The sequence below is a fragment of the Ensifer sp. 1H6 genome (assembly GCF_001976035.1).
GTDB classification, from domain to species: domain Bacteria; phylum Pseudomonadota; class Alphaproteobacteria; order Rhizobiales; family Rhizobiaceae; genus Ensifer; species Ensifer canadensis.
This window is the reverse complement of sequence record NZ_MOAI01000004.1, coordinates 62,783-79,546: the sequence shown is the minus strand read 5'-3', so window position 1 is coordinate 79,546 and position 16,764 is coordinate 62,783. Positions and strand designations below refer to the sequence as shown.

Annotated in this window: 13 protein-coding genes, 1 tRNA gene and 3 pseudogenes; 8 read left to right on the top strand and 9 right to left on the bottom strand. The window is 62.9% G+C overall.

Going from position 1 to position 16,764, the window contains the following annotated elements:
- The first annotated feature begins 5 nt into the window (after positions 1 to 5).
- Together mnmA and BKP54_RS06330 are read left to right on the top strand one after the other, a co-directional pair.
- On the top strand, positions 6 to 1,202 hold the full coding sequence (mnmA, locus tag BKP54_RS06335) for a tRNA 2-thiouridine(34) synthase MnmA (RefSeq protein WP_025424702.1): 1,197 nt from the start codon (positions 6 to 8) through the stop codon (positions 1,200 to 1,202).
- Positions 1,203 to 1,336: 134 nt separating this feature from the next.
- Positions 1,337 to 1,413, top strand: a tRNA-Met gene (locus BKP54_RS06330).
- A gap of 48 nt (positions 1,414 to 1,461) precedes the next feature.
- Here BKP54_RS06330 and BKP54_RS06325 read toward each other — a convergent pair.
- Entirely contained in the window at positions 1,462 to 1,758 is a 297-nt protein-coding gene (locus BKP54_RS06325) for a hypothetical protein (protein ID WP_025424701.1), read from the bottom strand.
- 444 nt (positions 1,759 to 2,202) lie between these two features.
- Here BKP54_RS06325 and BKP54_RS37265 point away from each other — a divergent pair.
- Together BKP54_RS37265 and BKP54_RS37075 are read left to right on the top strand one after the other, a co-directional pair.
- A pseudogene (locus BKP54_RS37265) lies at positions 2,203 to 2,646 on the top strand (cysteine hydrolase); the annotation flags it as partial.
- Positions 2,647 to 2,726: 80 nt separating this feature from the next.
- A complete protein-coding gene (locus BKP54_RS37075) occupies positions 2,727 to 3,017 on the top strand; it encodes an isochorismatase family protein (protein WP_280951623.1) in 291 nt (96 codons plus the stop codon).
- A gap of 203 nt (positions 3,018 to 3,220) precedes the next feature.
- On the opposite strand, the gene BKP54_RS06315 is transcribed toward BKP54_RS37075, so the two are convergent.
- The gene (locus BKP54_RS06315; protein WP_025424699.1) at positions 3,221 to 4,282 is read right to left on the bottom strand and encodes a DMT family transporter; all 1,062 of its coding nucleotides are present in this window, start codon (positions 4,280 to 4,282) and stop codon (positions 3,221 to 3,223) included.
- Positions 4,283 to 4,746: 464 nt separating this feature from the next.
- Between BKP54_RS06315 and BKP54_RS06310 the strand changes: the two genes are divergently transcribed.
- Positions 4,747 to 5,688 carry a hypothetical protein gene (locus BKP54_RS06310; protein WP_057206582.1) on the top strand — a complete coding sequence of 314 codons (942 nt, stop codon included), beginning with the start codon at positions 4,747 to 4,749 and terminating at the stop codon, positions 5,686 to 5,688.
- 202 nt (positions 5,689 to 5,890) lie between these two features.
- Here the strand turns inward: BKP54_RS06310 and BKP54_RS35770 are convergent, their stop codons facing one another.
- Positions 5,891 to 6,049 (bottom strand): hypothetical protein, encoded by a 159-nt coding sequence (locus BKP54_RS35770; protein ID WP_156408099.1) that lies wholly within the window; start codon positions 6,047 to 6,049, stop codon positions 5,891 to 5,893.
- A 119-nt stretch (positions 6,050 to 6,168) separates the two neighbouring features.
- Here BKP54_RS35770 and BKP54_RS06305 point away from each other — a divergent pair, with 119 nt between their 5' ends.
- Entirely contained in the window at positions 6,169 to 6,429 is a 261-nt protein-coding gene (locus BKP54_RS06305) for a hypothetical protein (protein ID WP_128090375.1), read from the top strand.
- A gap of 89 nt (positions 6,430 to 6,518) precedes the next feature.
- Here the strand turns inward: BKP54_RS06305 and BKP54_RS06300 are convergent, their stop codons facing one another.
- The 6 genes and pseudogenes from BKP54_RS06300 to hutF form a co-directional block, all read right to left on the bottom strand.
- Entirely contained in the window at positions 6,519 to 7,103 is a 585-nt protein-coding gene (locus BKP54_RS06300; protein ID WP_025424696.1) for a HutD family protein, read from the bottom strand.
- Positions 7,100 to 8,586, bottom strand: a pseudogene (hutH, locus tag BKP54_RS06295) (histidine ammonia-lyase). The gene BKP54_RS06300 and the pseudogene hutH overlap by 4 nt, the downstream one beginning before the upstream one ends.
- Positions 8,579 to 9,406, bottom strand: coding sequence for a betaine/proline/choline family ABC transporter ATP-binding protein (locus BKP54_RS06290; protein WP_025424694.1), 828 nt, complete (start codon positions 9,404 to 9,406; stop codon positions 8,579 to 8,581). The pseudogene hutH and the gene BKP54_RS06290 overlap by 8 nt, the downstream one beginning before the upstream one ends.
- Positions 9,399 to 10,256, bottom strand: a complete 858-nt coding sequence (locus BKP54_RS06285; RefSeq protein ID WP_025424693.1) for a proline/glycine betaine ABC transporter permease — start codon at positions 10,254 to 10,256, stop codon at positions 9,399 to 9,401. Before BKP54_RS06285 ends, BKP54_RS06290 begins: the two co-directional genes overlap by 8 nt.
- A 161-nt stretch (positions 10,257 to 10,417) precedes the next feature.
- On the bottom strand, positions 10,418 to 11,452 hold the full coding sequence (locus BKP54_RS06280) for an ABC transporter substrate-binding protein (RefSeq protein ID WP_057206637.1): 1,035 nt from the start codon (positions 11,450 to 11,452) through the stop codon (positions 10,418 to 10,420).
- A gap of 35 nt (positions 11,453 to 11,487) precedes the next feature.
- A complete protein-coding gene (gene hutF, locus BKP54_RS06275) occupies positions 11,488 to 12,864 on the bottom strand; it encodes a formimidoylglutamate deiminase (protein WP_057206574.1) in 1,377 nt (458 codons plus the stop codon).
- A 138-nt stretch (positions 12,865 to 13,002) separates the two neighbouring features.
- Between hutF and hutC the strand changes: the two genes are divergently transcribed.
- Positions 13,003 to 13,746, top strand: coding sequence for a histidine utilization repressor (gene hutC, locus BKP54_RS06270; protein WP_128090381.1), 744 nt, complete (start codon positions 13,003 to 13,005; stop codon positions 13,744 to 13,746).
- Between the two features lie 63 nt (positions 13,747 to 13,809).
- Positions 13,810 to 16,736, top strand: a pseudogene (locus tag BKP54_RS06265) (aminotransferase).
- Positions 16,737 to 16,764 lie beyond the last annotated feature (28 nt).

Below are 16,764 nucleotides of genomic sequence, written 5' to 3'. Positions count from 1 at the left end.
ATCCCGTGAATACTCTCAATTTTGACCGCAAGCCCGAAGATACGCGTGTCGTTGTCGCCATGTCCGGCGGCGTCGATAGTTCCGTCGTCGCGGGCCTGCTCAAACGCGAGGGTTACGACGTTCTCGGCATCACGCTGCAGCTCTACGACCACGGTACCGCCGTCCACCGTGCCGGCTCCTGCTGTGCCGGCCAGGACATCGACGACGCGCGACGCGTCTGCGAAACGCTCGGCATCCCGCATTACGTGCTCGATTACGAAGCGCGCTTCCGCGAAACGGTGATCAACCCGTTTGCCGAAAGCTATGTCGCCGGCGAAACGCCGATCCCCTGCGTTGCCTGTAACCAGACGGTCAAGTTTGCCGATCTCCTGGCGACGGCCAAGGAGCTCGGTGCCGATGCGCTGGCGACCGGCCACTACATCCGCTCGCGGCCGAGCCCGAACCCGCGCTATGCCGGCCAGCGGGCGCTCTATCGCCCGACTGACGCCGATCGCGACCAGAGCTACTTCCTCTTTGCCACCACGCAGGAGCAGATCGACTATCTGCGCTTCCCGCTCGGTCACCTCTCCAAGGCCGAAACGCGGGTGCTGGCCGAAGAGATGGGCCTTGTCGTTGCCCAGAAGGCCGACAGCCAGGACATCTGTTTCGTGCCGCAGGGCAAGTACAGCGATATCGTTTCCAAGCTGAAGCCGAATGCAGCGCTTGCCGGCGAGATCGTGCATCTCGATGGCCGCATACTCGGCACCCATGACGGCATTTTGCACTACACCATCGGCCAGCGCCGCGGCATCGGCATCGCCACCGGCGAGCCGCTCTATGTCGTCTATCTCGACGCCCGCTCGCGCCGCGTCATCGTCGGCCCCAAGGAAGCGCTGGAAACGCGCCGCGTCTACCTGCGCGACGTCAACTGGCTGGGCGATGAAGATCTTGAAGACGTGGCAGCCGATGGCTTCGACTGTTTCGCCAAGGTCCGCTCCACCCGCCAGCCGGCGCCCGCTATCCTGAAGCGTGACGCCGAGGGTCTTTATGTCGAGCTTGCCGAAGGCGAAGCCGGCATCGCGCCCGGCCAGGCCTGCGCGCTCTATTCCGGCGTCGGCGAAGACGCCCGCGTCTATGGCGGCGGCTTCATCCGCAAATCCGAGCGTGAGGCCGGTGCGGAAGCCGCATTGAAGGTGCTTCTGGCAGCGCCTGCGGCTGCCTGAGGCAGTCATTTCCGATCGCGCGGGAAAACTTCACATTTTCCCCGCGACTTGGCTTGACACTAGGCAGAACCGGGCCTTATAAGCCGCCCGTCCAGTCAAGACGGCTTCACCTTCGAAGCCCTGACGCGGTACCCGGCGGAGTAGCTCAGTAGGTTAGAGCAGAGGAATCATAATCCTTGTGTCGGGGGTTCGAATCCCTCCTCCGCTACCATTAGACACCCCGCTCGTACCTTAGGTTGGGTCTCTGCAAAGGAACTCCTTAGCTTTCCAATGAGTTGGATATCGGGCTTGCGCTTCTCCAAGTTCTGACCCGTACTTCCTTGATCAACTGGCGCATCAGCCTCGAATAGGCGTCTGCGCTCTTCGGGTTCCGCTCGATCACCTTCCGCAGGTCTTTCAGCGAGCGGCGGTACGACTCGATCGCTGCCGGGTGCAGAGTGACTGGGCTGACGGGCTCCGGCTCTTGGGCCAACTCTGCCTGCCACGAACGAATGTTATCCCCCAGGTCGCGGTGTTCGGTGCCTATGCTGGCAACGTTGATGACGCCGTTGAGCAATGGTGGCGTCCTTGATGCGGCTCTCCAGATCATTGCGTCGGCGCGACATGTCCGCAGCGAGGCGCATGCGAGCCTGGGTTCTGCTGTCGAGTGGGGGGGGGGGCGACCAAATCGGACCTCCGCTGCAGGGCGCGGCTACTGCACGCGACATGGAAACGACACGCGGGACGGCGTCCCCAACACATACGCCTAGCTTCTTTAAACCTCGGTATAATTTCGCAAGCTGCGGTCGGCTGATAGGTTCCTTTCATCGCCTCAACACTTTTGTCCTCCCGGTGCGGCGATCTATCGACTTCGGTGTGTTTCCCCTGCCGTTGTCACCGCGGTCGGCGGATAAAGGCGACATCAGAGGCATGTCCGAAATCACCTGAACTGTGTCCTTTCGGACGTTTGAGACCCAGACGGTGATTCAGTCAACCCATCCAACACAAAAGGGCTTTCGATATGCATGATGATAATTGTTGCAACCCACCCCGCAGATCCTTCTTAAGTGCCGTCGCCGGGATCACGGCGGCGACCGCGCTCACTGCTGTCGGCGGCGGAGGAGCGCAAGCGGCCACCAATGATCCCTATGCCGATCCACCAAATCCGGCCCTTGAAAAGGGCAACATGAAGTTGGACCGATCGCGTGCGGCCCTGGTCGTGATCGACCCGCAAATCGATTTCATGAGCCCGAAGGGCCTTGCCTGGCCGGTCGTGGGAGAGAGTGTGACCGAGCACAACGTAGTCGCAAACCTTGGCCGCCTTTTCGAGGCCGCCAAAGCAGCCGACATCGTCGTGGCAATTTCGCCGCACTACTATTACCACTGGGACCATTCGTGGAAAATCCAAGGCCCACTCGAAGTCTTCCAGCATAAGGTCGGCATCTTCGATCGAAAAGGCCCATACACCCAGGACGGATTTCGTGGCTCCGGCGCAGATTTCCTTCCGGAATTTAAAGCGTACATCGAGGACGGGAAGACGATCATTTGCTCGCCGCACAAGCTATACGGCCCGCAGCCAACGACCTGCCATTGCAGTTGCGAAAGCAGCGCGTTGACCAGATCATCCTGGCAGGAATGCTCGCCAATATGTGCGTGGAGTCGCATTGCTGCGAATTCCTCGAACTTGGCTTCGAAGTCGGCATCGTTCGCGATGCGGTCGCTGCGCCGAAGTTGCCGGAGGGTGACGGCTATCTCTCTGCGCTGATCAATTTCCGCTACAAGGCCAACGGCCTTTGGACGACCGATGAGGTTGTCAAGATGCTGGTCCAGGCATAACGGGGATCAATCCCCAGGCGGATCAGGCACAGAATGCCCGGTCCGTCCCGCACCAGCGCGAACCATCGCCGCTATAGCTCGCGCTTTTCCGGAATTTTGCCACGCAAGTCCGGAAAATTTGCATTTCCGATATGCTCCAAAATCCGCAACTTCGACGCACTTTCAAGCCGTCTCAGAGGTAATTTCAGGGCACCTAAACGCCCTCACCCATGACTATGCCGGTGATGCAGGTCCGGGTAATGCGGATGCTTATGCCGCATCGGTTCGTGCCGGTGCCAGTGGGAGTGCGGCTCGGTGACCGGGCCGTCGTGGCTGTGGTTGTGATGTTCGTCGTGAATATGGGCGTGTTCGTGCTCGAGCGCCTCGTGGGTGTGTTCGTGGTCGTGGCGCTCGGCCAGGTGCATCCAGAGGCCAAAGGCCATCAGCAGGCCGGCTGAGAGGAATTGCAGGGTGATCGTGTCGCGGAAGAGGGCGATCGAGAGAAGGGCGCCGATGAAGGGGGCGAGCGAGAAGTAAGCGCCAGTGCGCGCCGTGCCGAGATGGCGCAGGCCGAGCATGAAGAAGACGAGGCTGATGCCGACACCGAGGAAGCCGACGAGGGCGGCTGCTGCCGTGAGGCCGACAGACGGCAGCGAGGCGCCGAGCGACAGGGCAAGGGCGAGGTTGGTGGCGCCGGCAGCCAAACCCTTGATCATGGCGATCTGGACGGGATCGGCGGAGGAGAGTTTTCGCGTCAGATTGTTGTCGATGCCCCAGGCAAGGCAGGCGCCTGATATCAGCAGGCTGCCGCGATCGAGGCTCAGGCCTGCACCGTTCCACGACAGGAGAACCGCGCCGCATAAAATTGCGGCTGCGCCCAGGAGCAGGCGGCGATCGACATTCTCGCGAAACACCAGCCAGGCAATCGCCATTGTCGCCAGTCCCTCGAGGTTGAGGAGCAGCGATCCGGAGGCGGCCGTGGTCTGGGATAGGCCGAACATCAGCAACAGCGGGCCGAGCACGCCGCCGAACAGGATCACGGTAATCAGCCAGGGAATATCGGCGCGCGCCAGCGGCGCTTCGACGCCATCGAGTCCGACCAGGGCGCGGGCGCGGTGAACGATCGCCAAGCCAATCCCGGCGCCGAGATAAAGCATGCCGGCGAGCAGCCAGGGGTCAATGGTGCCGAGCAGAAGTTTTGAAAGCGGCGTCGAGGCGCCGAAGAGAACGGCGGACCCCAGGGCGAGGGGAACGCCGGGCCAGAGGTGGGAATGATCGCTCGACATCGGAAACTTCCTGGCAACGGATGGGCATCGGCCATGAGGCGGCTGGTGCGGTCCATCCAAGCAGCAAAGTCATGCCAGGGGAAGTCTTTGTTCGTGCCGACAATGGGAAGGGAGGTTTCTCCACCAGGACATCGGCCGTTCACGTTTCAAGGAGACCGGCCGGCTCTGCCTGACGCGGAGAATAGCGCCGGCCGACTGCGCAACGGTCAGGCCGCGATCATGGCGATCGCCGTACTTAGGTTCGCCCGTCGCCTTGCCGCCAAGAGTGCGGCTATCAGGGAGATCTGGAGAAAAGCGGGTCTCGAAGCTCTGGGGGTGCCTGAACCGGTCGTAGCCAATGGCTGCCCGCCCAGGTTGCTGCTGCCAATTCAGCCTCCTGCTGTCAGCGCGGAACGCTGGCGGGCCGACCATTGCCGTTGTAGGCTAAACGCAACTTTGAATATATGAGCGATTCGGCGAATACTATGACGATTGCAGTTTCGAAACTCCGTGCTGGCCCGTTTTCCGCTATCTTGGCCGCGTGTATGCTGATCAGTCTGCCGGCCCAGTCTCAGGCCCTCACGGATGATCTGACCACGGGAACGCTGACCGGCACCTGTGAGAGCCTCATCGTTGCAGGTGAAGACTGGACGAGCCAATGTGACGGCATGCTGGTACAATCGGTTTATCCAGACGGCCGATCCGGTTTCACGGTTTTCCTCAAGTCCGGCGTTGCAGTGACTTTCCGAGGACGCGAGGCCGAGAAGCCCGACCCGGACAGTCAGTTGCAGAGCGTCAACAGGATCGTTGTGGACCCCGGTAAGGAAGCGGCTGAATTCGAGATGAAGGAAGTGGCTGGCGGATGCGGTTACACCAACCCCTTCAAGGGCGAGGCCATGACGGTTTGCGAGGCCACCGATATCGGCAAAAGCCAGTACGCTCTGCAGTTCAGGTCCGACGGAAAGCCGCCGCAGATGGAGCGCGATGGAAGTGACCAGGACGAGGCGAAGCGCGAAAGCTCTGAGCAAAAATTTCAGGTGGGCAGTTGGACTGGAGACCCATTGGATGGGGGACGAAAAGGCTGTCTGATGTCGAAAAACGTCGACCGAAAGATCGCGCTCATCCTGTATGCCGACCGTAATCAGGCGTTTCACCTCAGCCTCTTCAACAACAGCTGGAATCTCACCGAGAAGAGCGCATCCGCGGGTGACTTGAGGATCGGCGGCAAGGCGTTTGCACTACGCGAAGTCGATATCCGCACGCCTCATCTCCTGACTGTTCACGTCGGCGCTGACAGGGACGCGTTGCAATCGGCGTTAGCGCAAAGCGCTGAACTGACGTTTCAATCGGCCGGCGCTGCGCAAACCAGGGTCGATCTCGCGGGAGCCGATGAGGCCATCAAGGCGCTCAATGCCTGCGTGAAGTGAAACGCCGTGTTTGCCGGCCACGGACATCAGGTTTTCGCGGTGAGGAGTTCGAGGCGAAGACCGTCGCCTCGTGTGGCTGCCAACGCGTGGAGGGTGAGCAGGGACATCATGGCTGGCTCCATCGTTTGATCGAGCATTCTTGCCCCTCAGCGTCGGGCAAGCCACCCGGTTTCCTGCCCGGTGGAAATCGAGACGGCGCGCTTTAGCGATGGATGGACGAGGTGATCGTGCTGTAGTCGGGCAGGGTGATGTCGGCAATTTCTGCCGCCCGATATTGGGACAGGGCCACATTCATGAAGGCGATCACTGCCAGAGAGAAGGCCAGAACGGTGATGGAAACGCCGAAACCGGTCTTGATCATGTCCGTATCCTCCAAGCCTTGTGTTTGCTGTTGAGAGACTGTCAAACCGTGGCATGGAGACTATCCTGTGGCGTCGAATGCGCTGTTCCCCGGGTAACACGCCGTATGGTTACCGAATTATGAACGGAAAAATCGGTGCCAATCCTGGCGAGGAGCGTCGAGAATGCTCAGGCTTGCCGGATTTCGACGCTTTCTCCCGGCGCCAGCGCCCGGTGCTGGACGATGGCTCGCCGATCCTCGGAGAAGCGGAAGGCAGCCCGCTCTACATCCTGGTGAAGGAGGGGGAGCGCTGGATGATCGCCATCGGCCAGAACACCAAGATCCAGACGGAGGCGATCATGACGCAGCAGAAGGAGATCAGCGCCAGCGACGCAAAGTAGCCGTTGGTGTTGGCGCCGTCCGTTCGGTTGTAAGCTGAGGTTGCGCGATCGGAGAGCGGCGCGGAGCTGGCCGCCGGCACCAGGCGCAGTCAGACGCTCGGCGCCGGGTCGATCTCGATGAGAAACACCTCGCACGGTGCCGGCGCCTTCACCGTGGCCGCAACCGGCCCCTCGAGGATCACCGCATCGCCGACGGAAAGCGCAAGCGTCTGGCCGTTACCATCCAGCTCCACCGCGCCGCGATGGCAAAAGACCATGGTGGTGGTAGCCTCGCTCGCCAGCGAATGCTCGCCGTCGATCGCCAGCCGGCGCACCCGATGGATGAGCTTGCCCCGGCGGGTCATGACATTGAGGTCGACGATCGTGCCGTTAATCAGGCTGGCCGATGTGGCGACGTCGGCGGGGAAGGCAAGGGGCGCATCCGCCTCCGTCAATCGGGCCGGGTCGCGGCCTTCGATCAAGAGCGTCATGCCGTTGCCTTTAAGGATCGACAGCGTGCGGTCGATGCCGGGAAAAGCAGAGAAGGGGCCATCGCTTGCGACGGTCGCCATGCTCACCCGCCAGTCAAACTCCGAAAGCGATGCGCCTTCCGGAAAGACTGATATCTCGATGGTTTCGCCGCCACCGTTTTTCCAGGGCATGCGCTTGTGGCCGGAGGCGGGCAGGAGCTTCATGGCGTCTCTTCCTGAATGACGAGCCGCATGCGGTCGAAATCCTCGTTCATCGGCCGGTCGTCTGCATAGACGGGAACGACGGCGCGGATGCGCTGGTAGAGCGCCTCGGTGCGTTTCGCCTTGGCCGTTGCGCGGGGCTGCAGGTCATAGGCCTGTGCGGCCGCGAGCAGCTCGATTGCAAGAATGCGCTCGAGGTTGTCGACGATTTCAAGCGCCTTCCAGGCGGCGGGCGTGGCGTGCGTCAGGATATCCTCCTGCAGCGCCGAGGTGATGCCACCATCAAGGCTGGCGGGGGCTGCTAGGCGACGGTTCTCCGCGGCAAGGGCAGCCGCCGTATACTGGGCGATCATGTAGCCGGAGGAAACACCGCTGTCGCCGGCGAGAAAGGCGGGCAGGCCACTGACGAGCGGGTTGACCAGCCGGTCGATACGACGCTCAGATATAGCCGCAACTTCGGCAACGGCGACCGCGAGACTGTCCATGGCGAGACCGAGTGCTGCTCCAACCGCATGAGCCTGCGAATGCACCTCCGGCGCCTCCGGCGTGCCTGAAACGGCCGGGTTGTCGGTGAGGCTTGCCAGCTCCCGGTTCACCACCTCGGCCACATGGTCGAAGGCGTCGCGGGCGCGCCATGCACATGCGGCACGGCGCGCAGGCTCAAGGGATCCTGTGTGCGCGTGCCGGCGCTTGCCGCCAGCATTGGGCTATCCTCCAGAAGGTCGCGCAGCGTCTTGCCGACCGCCTGCAGTCCGGACGAGTGCCGCAGCGCCAGCGGGCCGGCGGCAAAGGCATTGGCCTGGCTGCCGAGGTTTTCATAGGTCAGCGCCGATGCGGCATCCGCCCAGGCGAAGAGTTTTTGTGCGCGCGACAGCGCCAGCGCGGCAAGGCCGGTGGCGCAGGGCGTGCCGTTGACGAGGCTCAAGCCCTCCTTGGCCTGCAACTGCCGGGGCTGGAGCTCGAGCCGACGCAAGGCTTCGGCACCGCTGACTGTTGCCTTGCCGTCGTTTGCCGAGCCATGGCCGATCAGCACGAGGCCGATCGACGCGGCATGGGAGAGGTAGCCGACAGAGCCACGCGACGGAATATTGGGGATGAGGCCCGCATTGAGCAGCGCCAGAAGTGCCTCGACCGTCTCGATGCGGACGCCGGAATAGCCATGGGCGAAATTGGCGATCTGGGCAGCCATCACCGCCCGTGCCTCGGTTCGCCCGAGCGGCTCACCGACGCCGCAGGCATGGCTGAGGATGATGTTGCGCGACAGAGCCTGCTGGTTTTCCCGGTCGATGATGACATCGCAAAGCGCACCGACACCTGTGTTGATGCCGTAGCCGCGGATGCCGCGATCGACCAGCGCCTCGACCACGGCGCGGGCCTTGACGATGCGCTGGCGAGCAGCCGCGGAAAGCGTCAGCCGAGCGCCATCTGCGACCGCGGCGATCTCGACCCAGGTTGCAGGTCCATCAAGCGTGACGGTTTCAGTCATGAGTTTCTGGCCTTCCCTGGCGGCGCTGGACGAACCGGGCGACATAGTCGTTGGCGGGCTTGTCGAGAATATCGTCAGGCGTTCCCACCTGCACCACCTGGCCGTCCTTCAGGATGGCGATTTCCGAGCCGATGCGCAAAGCCTCGTCGAGATCGTGAGTGATGAAGACGATGGTCTTCGACAGGTTCTGCTGCAGCTGCAGCAACTGGTCCTGCATGTCGGCGCGGATCAGCGGATCGAGCGCCGAGAAGGCTTCGTCCATCAGGATGACATCGGTATCGGCGGCAAGCGCCCGGGCAAGGCCGACGCGCTGTTTCATGCCGCCCGAAAGCTGATGCGGGAACTTGGCGTCGTAGCCGGAAAGCCCGACGGTCTCGATCCATTTCATGCCGATGTCGCGGCTGTCGGCCTTGGAAAGGCCGCGCACCCGCTGGCCGTAGACGACGTTCTGCAGCACGGTGCGGTGCGGCATCAGGGCAAAGCTCTGGAACACCATGCTGACGCGGTGCATGCGGAAGGTGCGAAGCGCCTTGGCGTCGAGCTCGAGGATGTTGCTGCCGTCGAAGACCACCTGGCCGCTGGTCGGTTCGATCAGCCGGTTGATGTGGCGCACAAGCGTCGACTTGCCCGATCCGGACAGGCCCATGATGACGAAGATCTTGCCGGCACCGATCGTCAGGCTGACGTCGTTGAGGCCGACGCTGCAGCCGGAGCGGGCGAGAATCTCAGATTTGTCGAGGCCGTCCTTGGCCATGGCGAGTGCCGCCTTGGCGTCCTGGCCGAAGATCTTGTAGACGTTGCGGATCTCGATATCAGCCATTGCGGGGATCCTCCGTCCGGTTCTTGCCGAAACCTTGCGTGATGCGGTCGAGTACGATTGCCAGAATGACGATGCCGATGCCGGCTTCCAGGCCCTTGCCGACGTCAAGCGTCTGGATGCCGTTCAGCACCTGCTCGCCGAGGCCGCGCGCGCCGATCATCGAAGCGACGACCACCATCGACAGCGCCATCATGATTGTCTGGTTGAGGCCGGCCATGATCGTCGGGGTTGCCAGCGGCAGTTCGACGCCGAAGAGGATCTGGTTGGGGCTGCCGCCGAAGGCCGTTGCCGCTTCGACCACCTCGTGGTCGACCTGGCGAATGCCGAGGTCGGTGAGGCGGATCAGTGGCGGCACGGCATAGATGATGGTGGCGAGGATCGCCGGCACCTTGCCGAGGCCGAAGAGCATCAGCGCCGGGATCAGATAGACGAAGCTCGGCATGGTCTGCATCACGTCGAGCACCGGCAGCGTGATGTTGCGCACCAGCCGGCTCTTGGCGACGAGAATGCCCATGGGAACTCCGATGGCCACAGACACCAGCGTCGCCATCAGCATCAGCGCCAGCGTCTGCATGGTAAGATCCCAGAGGCCGAGCACGCCGACGAAGAACAGGAGCGCGCCGACGGCGACCGTCAGCGTCCAGCGCTTGGAGCTTTGCCAGGCAAGCGCCATGAAGGCGAGGATGACGACCCACCAGGGCAGGCCGCGCAGGATCCATTCGATGAACAGCACGGCTTTCAGGATCACCGCGCTGATCGCCTTGAAGACCCAGCCATAGCTGCTGACCAGCGTCTGGATGAACTCGTTCACCGGCGCGCGGATGGAGAGATTGAGGGAATCCGGAAACATCGGATGTCGTTCCTTGCTCGGGCCATGACGGACGCAATGCCGCCGCCGATGGCGCTTGCCTCGGGGTGTCGAAGGGTGGGGCCGGCGCGGGTCCGATGGGACCGCCCTGTCTCAGACAGAGGCGAGGCGCATCAGACCCGCGTCGGCCGACCGAACGGACTTTACTTCAGGCTGGCTTCGATCTTGCCGCGGGCCTCGTCGGAGACCCACTTGCCCCAGATGTCGCCCTTGGTCTTCAGGAACTCGGCCGCTGCCGCCACTGCATCGACCTTCTGGTCGGTCATGTAGGCAAGGCTGCCGTTGACGTCTTCCAGAGGGAAGGTCGCCTTTTCGAGGATGGCGATGATCTCGGGGGCTTCCTGGGCGAAGGTGCTGTTGACGCCGTAGGAAACATCGACGGACGGGAAGGCGCAGCCCTGGTCGCGCTTGCCGGTGGCGCTCGAAAGCTCCTTCCAGCAGGCTTCGTTGTAGGCCGGCTCTTCAAGCTGGACGAGCTTGAACTTGCCCATGATCGCGGTCGGAGACCAGTAGTAGAACAGGATCGGCTCGCCCTGCAGATAGGCCGAAGTGATTGCGGAATCGAGCGCCGTGCCGGTGCCGGGACGGAAGTTCACATAGGTTTCGCCGAGCTTGTAGGCATCAAGCTTGGCGGTGCTGACGCCCTCGCAGGTCCAGCCGGACGGGCAATTGAGGAAGCGGCCCTTGGACGGCTCCTCCGGATCGGCGAAGAGTTCGACGATCTTGGCATCGGAAAGCTGCGAGACGCTCTTCAGGTCCGGCGCCTTGGCCTCGATGTTGCGGCTGGCATCGCCCTTGATGACGTATTCCGGCACGAACCAGCCTTCGCTGGCGCCGACGAAGGTCTTGCCGATGGCCACGACCTTCTTTTCCTCGACAGCCTTGTTCCAGATGTCGGAGCGGCCGAGCCATTCCTCGGCGAAGATCTGGACGTCGTTGTTGGCGGTCGCCTGTTCGAGCGTCACCGAATTGCCGGGGATCGAATCCACCTGGCAGTCGTAGCCCTTCGACAGGATGGTTTTCATCACCTCGGTGATGAACGCGCCGCTTTCCCAGTCGATGCCGGCGAAGGTAACGGTCTTGCCGTCGCCGCAATAGGAGGCGCTGGCGTTGCCGGCAGAAGCGGCAAGCACGAGGCCGGTGGCGGCGAGGGTGAGTTTCAGTTTGCTGATCGACATGCGCATTCCCCTTTTTTTGATAGTCGCTTCGATTGCTACTTCAGTTTCATAAGCACCCGCGCGAAAGCACGGTCGATGTCTTCCTCCCGATCATGGCGTCCGTTGCGGATCTTCCACTGTCCCGCGACCATGACGTCGCGGACGGTCTCGCCGCCGAGCGCAAACAGCCAGCGGTCGAGGATCTGATTGCCGCTTGCGGCGGCGATGTACGGATTGGAGCCGTCGAGCACGACGAAATCGGCGCGGGCACCGACTGCAATGCCGGCAGCCTTATGGCCGACAGCCTGGGCGCCACCCTTGAGGGCCGCATCGAAAATGGTGTGGCCGACCGATGCGCCCGGGGCGGCGGCGAGCCGGTTGCGACGCCGGTCGCGCAGGCGCTGGCCGTATTCCAGCAACCGCAGTTCTTCGGCGACGCTGGTTGCCACATGGCTGTCGGTGCCGATGCCGAGGCGTCCGCCTTCGGCGATGTAGTCGACGGCTGGAAAGATGCCGTCGCCAAGATTGGCTTCCGTTGCCGGGCAAAGGCCGGCGACCGCGCCCGACCGTGCCAGCCGCTGTCTTTCCTCGTCGGTCAGATGGGTCGCGTGGATCAAGCACCAGCGCTCGTCGACGGGCATTTCGTCGAGCAACCACTGAACAGGGCGGCGACCGCTCCAGGCAAGGCTGTCTTCGACTTCCTTGGTCTGTTCGGCGACGTGAATATGGATCGGTCCGTTGACGGGTGCACGTTCGAGGATCGTGCGCATCTCTTCCGGGGTCGCGGCGCGCAGTGAATGGATGGCGTAGCCGAGCGTCTGGCCATTGTCGCGGCAGATCGGCGCCAGGCGTTCCAGGAGTGCGAGGAAACGATCGGGGTCATGCAGGAAGGGGCGCTGGCCGACGTTCGGGGCGACGCCGCCGAAATTGGCATGAGCGTAGAAGACCGGCAGATGGGTGAGGCCGATGCCGGTCGATTGCGCGGCAGCGAGAATGCGCAGCGACATCTCGGCCGGGTCGGAATAGGGCGTGCCGTCGGCGGTGTGGTGCAGGTAATGGAATTCGGCAACATGGCCGAAGCCGCCCTTCAGCATCTCCATGTAGAGCTTGGCGGCGATCGCCTCGACGTCGTCGGGGTTCACCAGTCCGACGGTGCGGTACATTTCTTCCCGCCAGGTCCAGAAACTGTCGTTGCCGCTGCCGGCGACCTCGGCGAGGCCCGCCATGGCGCGCTGGAAGGCGTGGGAATGCAGATTGGCGACGGCTGGAATGAGCGGTCCGGCAACGCGTTCGTCGCCGTCGGCGATCGTCTGATCGGTCTCAATGGAGGCGATGCCGCCTGACGCATCGAGCGCAATGGCGACATTCTGCGCCCAGCCTGTCGGCAGAAGCACATGGTCGGCGAAGAGCCGGTTGACGGGAAAAGTTGCCATGTTGCGATTTTCCTGTACGTAGTTGTATATGGAACTATAGATATTTTGCTGTGGCGCGCAAGCGCGAAATGAACGAAAAGAATCATTGCCGGATACGCATGATTTGTTTGCTTTCCGGAAAGGGCGGGAAAAATGCCAATAACGGCACTCAGGCGAAGGATCGAAATGGCCGCATTCGAGGACGGACCGGTGCCACGCTACGAGGCGGTGAAGCAGTTCATCCGCACCCGCATCGACAGCGGGGAATGGCCGGCACATCATCGTATTCCTTCCGAAAACGAGATCGTCGCCGATCTCGGCGTCAGCCGCATGACCGCGAACCGGGCGCTGCGGGAGCTGGCGACCGAGGGGGCGATCACCCGCGTTCAGGGGGTAGGGTCGTTCGTCGCGGCACACAAGGGCAGCACGGCGCTCTTGGAAGTGCGCAACATCGCCGACGAGATCCGCGAGCGCGGCCACGCCCATACTTCGCGCATGACGCTGATGCAGGAGGAGGTAGCACCTTCGGAAATCGGCTATGCGCTCGGGCTTGTTACCGGCGCACGAGTTTTCCATTCGATCATGGTGCATTCGGAAAACGGCCTGCCGATTCAGATCGAGGACCGGTTCGTCAACCCGGCCATCTGCCCGAAATACATGAAGCAGGATTTCCGCGACATGACGCCGAACGCCTATCTGACGGCGGTCGCACCGATCACCCGCACCGAACAGATCGTCGAGGCGGTGTCGCCGCAGCCATGGGAATGCAAGCTGCTCGGCATCGACCGCAACGAGCCTTGTCTTATGATCCGGCGTCGCACCTGGTCCGACACCGCCAATGTGACGACGGCGCGCCTGCTCTATCCCGGGACGCGCTATCGCCTTGAAGGTGTGTCGCAATAGTCAGGAGACCCGTTCGGTCGATTCGGAAGTCGGCATGATGCCGGATGTGATGGAGGCGACATTATGGTTGAAGACGCGCTGAAGCTTCGCACGCAATTGCCAAGGCCCGATGTGACGCCCGAGGACGCTGCGCGCATTCTTTCGGAGCATTTCGGCCTTTCCGGCACCCTGACCGAACTGGGCAGCCAGCAGGATCGCAACTACCGGATCGACACCGGCGAGGCACTTTTCGTCCTGAAGATCTGCCGAGCGGCCTACGATCCGCTGGAACTGCAAGCCCAGAACGCCGCCTTGTTGCATCTCGCCCGTCAGACCGGCTCGGTGCGGGTGCCGCAGGTCATGCGCGCGCTCGATGGCAACGACATCGTCGATGTGACGGTGCGCGGCGAGGACTATCGCGTTCGCCTGTTGACCTATCTCGATGGCGTGCCGTTGACGCGGCGCAAACATCTGACAGCGGAAACCGTGGCCGCGCTCGGCGACATTGCCGGGCGGCTGGCGGTGGCACTCAGCGATTTCGATCATCCGGGCCTCGACCGCGAGCTGCAATGGGATCTACGCCACGCCGCACCGGTCGCCTTGCACCTGCTTTCCGCCATGACCGACGAGGGCCTGAAGAAGCGCATCGCCGAGGCGATGGTCGGGGCCATGCGCCGGCTGCAGCCGCTGACGGCCGATCTGCGCCTCCAGGCGATCCACCATGATGTGACTGACGACAATGTCGTCGGCCAACCGGATGCGGCCGCCGGCCGATCCCGGATGGCGTCATCGATTTCGGCGATATTCTGAAGGGCTGGCTCGTCGCAGAGCTCGCCGTCACATGCGCTTCGCTGCTGCATCATGCCGATGGCGATCCTCTCTTCGTTCTGCCGGCCATCAGGGCCTTTCACGCGGTTTGCCCGCTTGAGGAAAACGAGCTGAAGGCATTGTGGCCGCTGATCGTTGCGCGTGCCGCGGTTCTGATCGCCAGTTCCGAGCAGCAGCTCACCATCGATCCTGAGAACGCCTATGTGCAGGGCAACGCGGCCCATGAGCGCGAGATCTTCGACGTTGCCGTCTCCGTACCGCCGGCCATGATGCAATACGCGATCCTGCGTGCCGTCGATGCGGTACCGGAGGCGACGATGCCGGTGGTGGGTGAGGGATTGCTCGTCGACATCGAGCCTGCCGGCGTGCGCCAGATCGATCTTTCCATCTTGAGCCCGCTGCTTCCCGAGGAGCGCTGGCAGCACGAGGCGCTGCCGGCCTCGTTGCTGCAGACGGCGGCGCACGCGATCGGGATGGCGTCGACCCGGTATGGCGAGTACCGGATGACCGAGAGCGCGCTTCGGGCGTCCGCGCCGATGCCGACCTTCGCCCTGCATGTCGATCTCTGCCTGCCGACCGGGACTGTCGTCAGGGCACCCTTTGCCGGCCGACCCGAATGGCATGACGGGCGGATGGTCCTGAACGGTGGGGCGGTCGTTCTCCATCTCTCCGGTCTCGAACCGTCCGAGGATACGGAAGAGACGGTTGCTGCCGGCACGCCGATCGGCACGGTGGTCGAGGCCGGCCATGGGCTTGGCCTGATCCGGGTGCAGCTCTGCCGCGAACCGGGACTGAACCCGCCGCTGTTTGTCCCGGCCCATCAGGCGGATGCGTGGCGCATGCTCTGCCCGTCACCATCAGGCATCCTCGGTTTCGACTGCGATGCGCCGAGACCGCATTCGACCGACCTGCTTGACCGCCGCAAGCGGCACTTCGCCAGGCAGCAGAAAAACTACTATCGCAATCCACCGCAGATCGAACGCGGCTGGAAGGAACATCTGTTCGACGTCGAGGGCAGGGCCTATCTCGACATGGTCAACAACGTCACCATCCTCGGCCACGGACATCCGCGGCTGGCGGCAGCGGTCGGCCGGCAATGGTCGCTGCTCAATACGAATTCGCGTTTCCATTATGCTTCGGTCGCCGAGTTTTCCGCGCGGCTTGCAGCACTCGCGCCCGATGGCCTCGACACGGTGTTCCTGGTCAACAGCGGCTCGGAAGCGAACGATCTCGCCTTGCGGCTCGCCTGGGCCTTTTCCGGCCAGCGCAACATCGTCAGTCTGCTCGAGGCCTATCACGGCTGGACGGTGGCGAGCGACGCGGTCTCGACCTCGATCGCTGACAACCCGCAGGCGCTTGAGACCCGCCCTGACTGGGTGCATGCCGTGGTGGCGCCAAACACCTATCGAGGCCCGTTCCGCGGCGCCGGCACGACCGACAATTACGTCCGGTCGGTTGCGACCAAATTGCGCGAACTGGAGGACGGGGGGCAAGGCCTTGCCGGCTTCATCTGTGAGCCGGTCTATGGCAACGCCGGCGGCATTCCCTTGCCGAAAGGCTATCTCGACGCCGTCTATGCCATGGTTCGCCAGCGCGGTGGTGTCTGCATCGCAGACGAGGTGCAGGTCGGTTACGGCAGGCTCGGGGACTATTTCTGGGGTTTCGAGGAACAGGGCGTCGTGCCCGATATCATCACCATCGCCAAGGGCATGGGCAACGGCCATCCGCTCGGCGCCGTCATCACGCGGCGTGAGATTGCCGACGCCCTGGAGAAGGAAGGTTATTTCTTCTCGTCATCAGGCGGCAGTCCGGTGAGTTCCATCGTCGGTCAGACGGTGCTCGATCTTCTCGAAGAGGAGAAATTGCAGGACAACGCGCGCGTCGTCGGCGGCTACCTCAAGACGAGGCTCGAAGCGCTGGAGCAGCGGTTTCCGCTGGTCGGCGCCGTGCACGGCATGGGGCTTTATCTCGGTGTCGAGTTCGTCCGCGATCGCGAAACGCTGGAGCCCGCGACAGAAGAGACCGCGGCCATCTGCGATCGCCTTCTTGAGTTTGGCGTCATCATGCAGCCGACCGGCGACCACCTGAACGTCTTGAAGATCAAGCCGCCGCTCTGCCTCAGCCGGGAAAGCGCCGACTTTTTTGCCGACATGCTCACGCGTGTTCTTGACGAGGGTTGGTAGACGCGGGTCCCACCGACGGCAGACGCCG

What these genes read in the sequence shown, in the direction of transcription:
- BKP54_RS06315 (WP_025424699.1), bottom strand. Translation starts at nt 4,282, where the DNA reads ATGTCGAGCGATCATTCCCACCTCTGGCCCGGCGTTCCCCTCGCCCTG.
- BKP54_RS06310 (WP_057206582.1), top strand. Translation starts at nt 4,747, where the DNA reads ATGACGATTGCAGTTTCGAAACTCCGTGCTGGCCCGTTTTCCGCTATC.
- BKP54_RS35770 (WP_156408099.1), bottom strand. Translation starts at nt 6,049, where the DNA reads ATGATCAAGACCGGTTTCGGCGTTTCCATCACCGTTCTGGCCTTCTCT.
- BKP54_RS06305 (WP_128090375.1), top strand. Translation starts at nt 6,169, where the DNA reads ATGAACGGAAAAATCGGTGCCAATCCTGGCGAGGAGCGTCGAGAATGC.
- BKP54_RS06300 (WP_025424696.1), bottom strand. Translation starts at nt 7,103, where the DNA reads ATGAAGCTCCTGCCCGCCTCCGGCCACAAGCGCATGCCCTGGAAAAAC.
- BKP54_RS06290 (WP_025424694.1), bottom strand. Translation starts at nt 9,406, where the DNA reads ATGGCTGATATCGAGATCCGCAACGTCTACAAGATCTTCGGCCAGGAC.
- BKP54_RS06285 (WP_025424693.1), bottom strand. Translation starts at nt 10,256, where the DNA reads ATGTTTCCGGATTCCCTCAATCTCTCCATCCGCGCGCCGGTGAACGAG.
- BKP54_RS06280 (WP_057206637.1), bottom strand. Translation starts at nt 11,452, where the DNA reads ATGTCGATCAGCAAACTGAAACTCACCCTCGCCGCCACCGGCCTCGTG.
- hutF (WP_057206574.1), bottom strand. Translation starts at nt 12,864, where the DNA reads ATGGCAACTTTTCCCGTCAACCGGCTCTTCGCCGACCATGTGCTTCTG.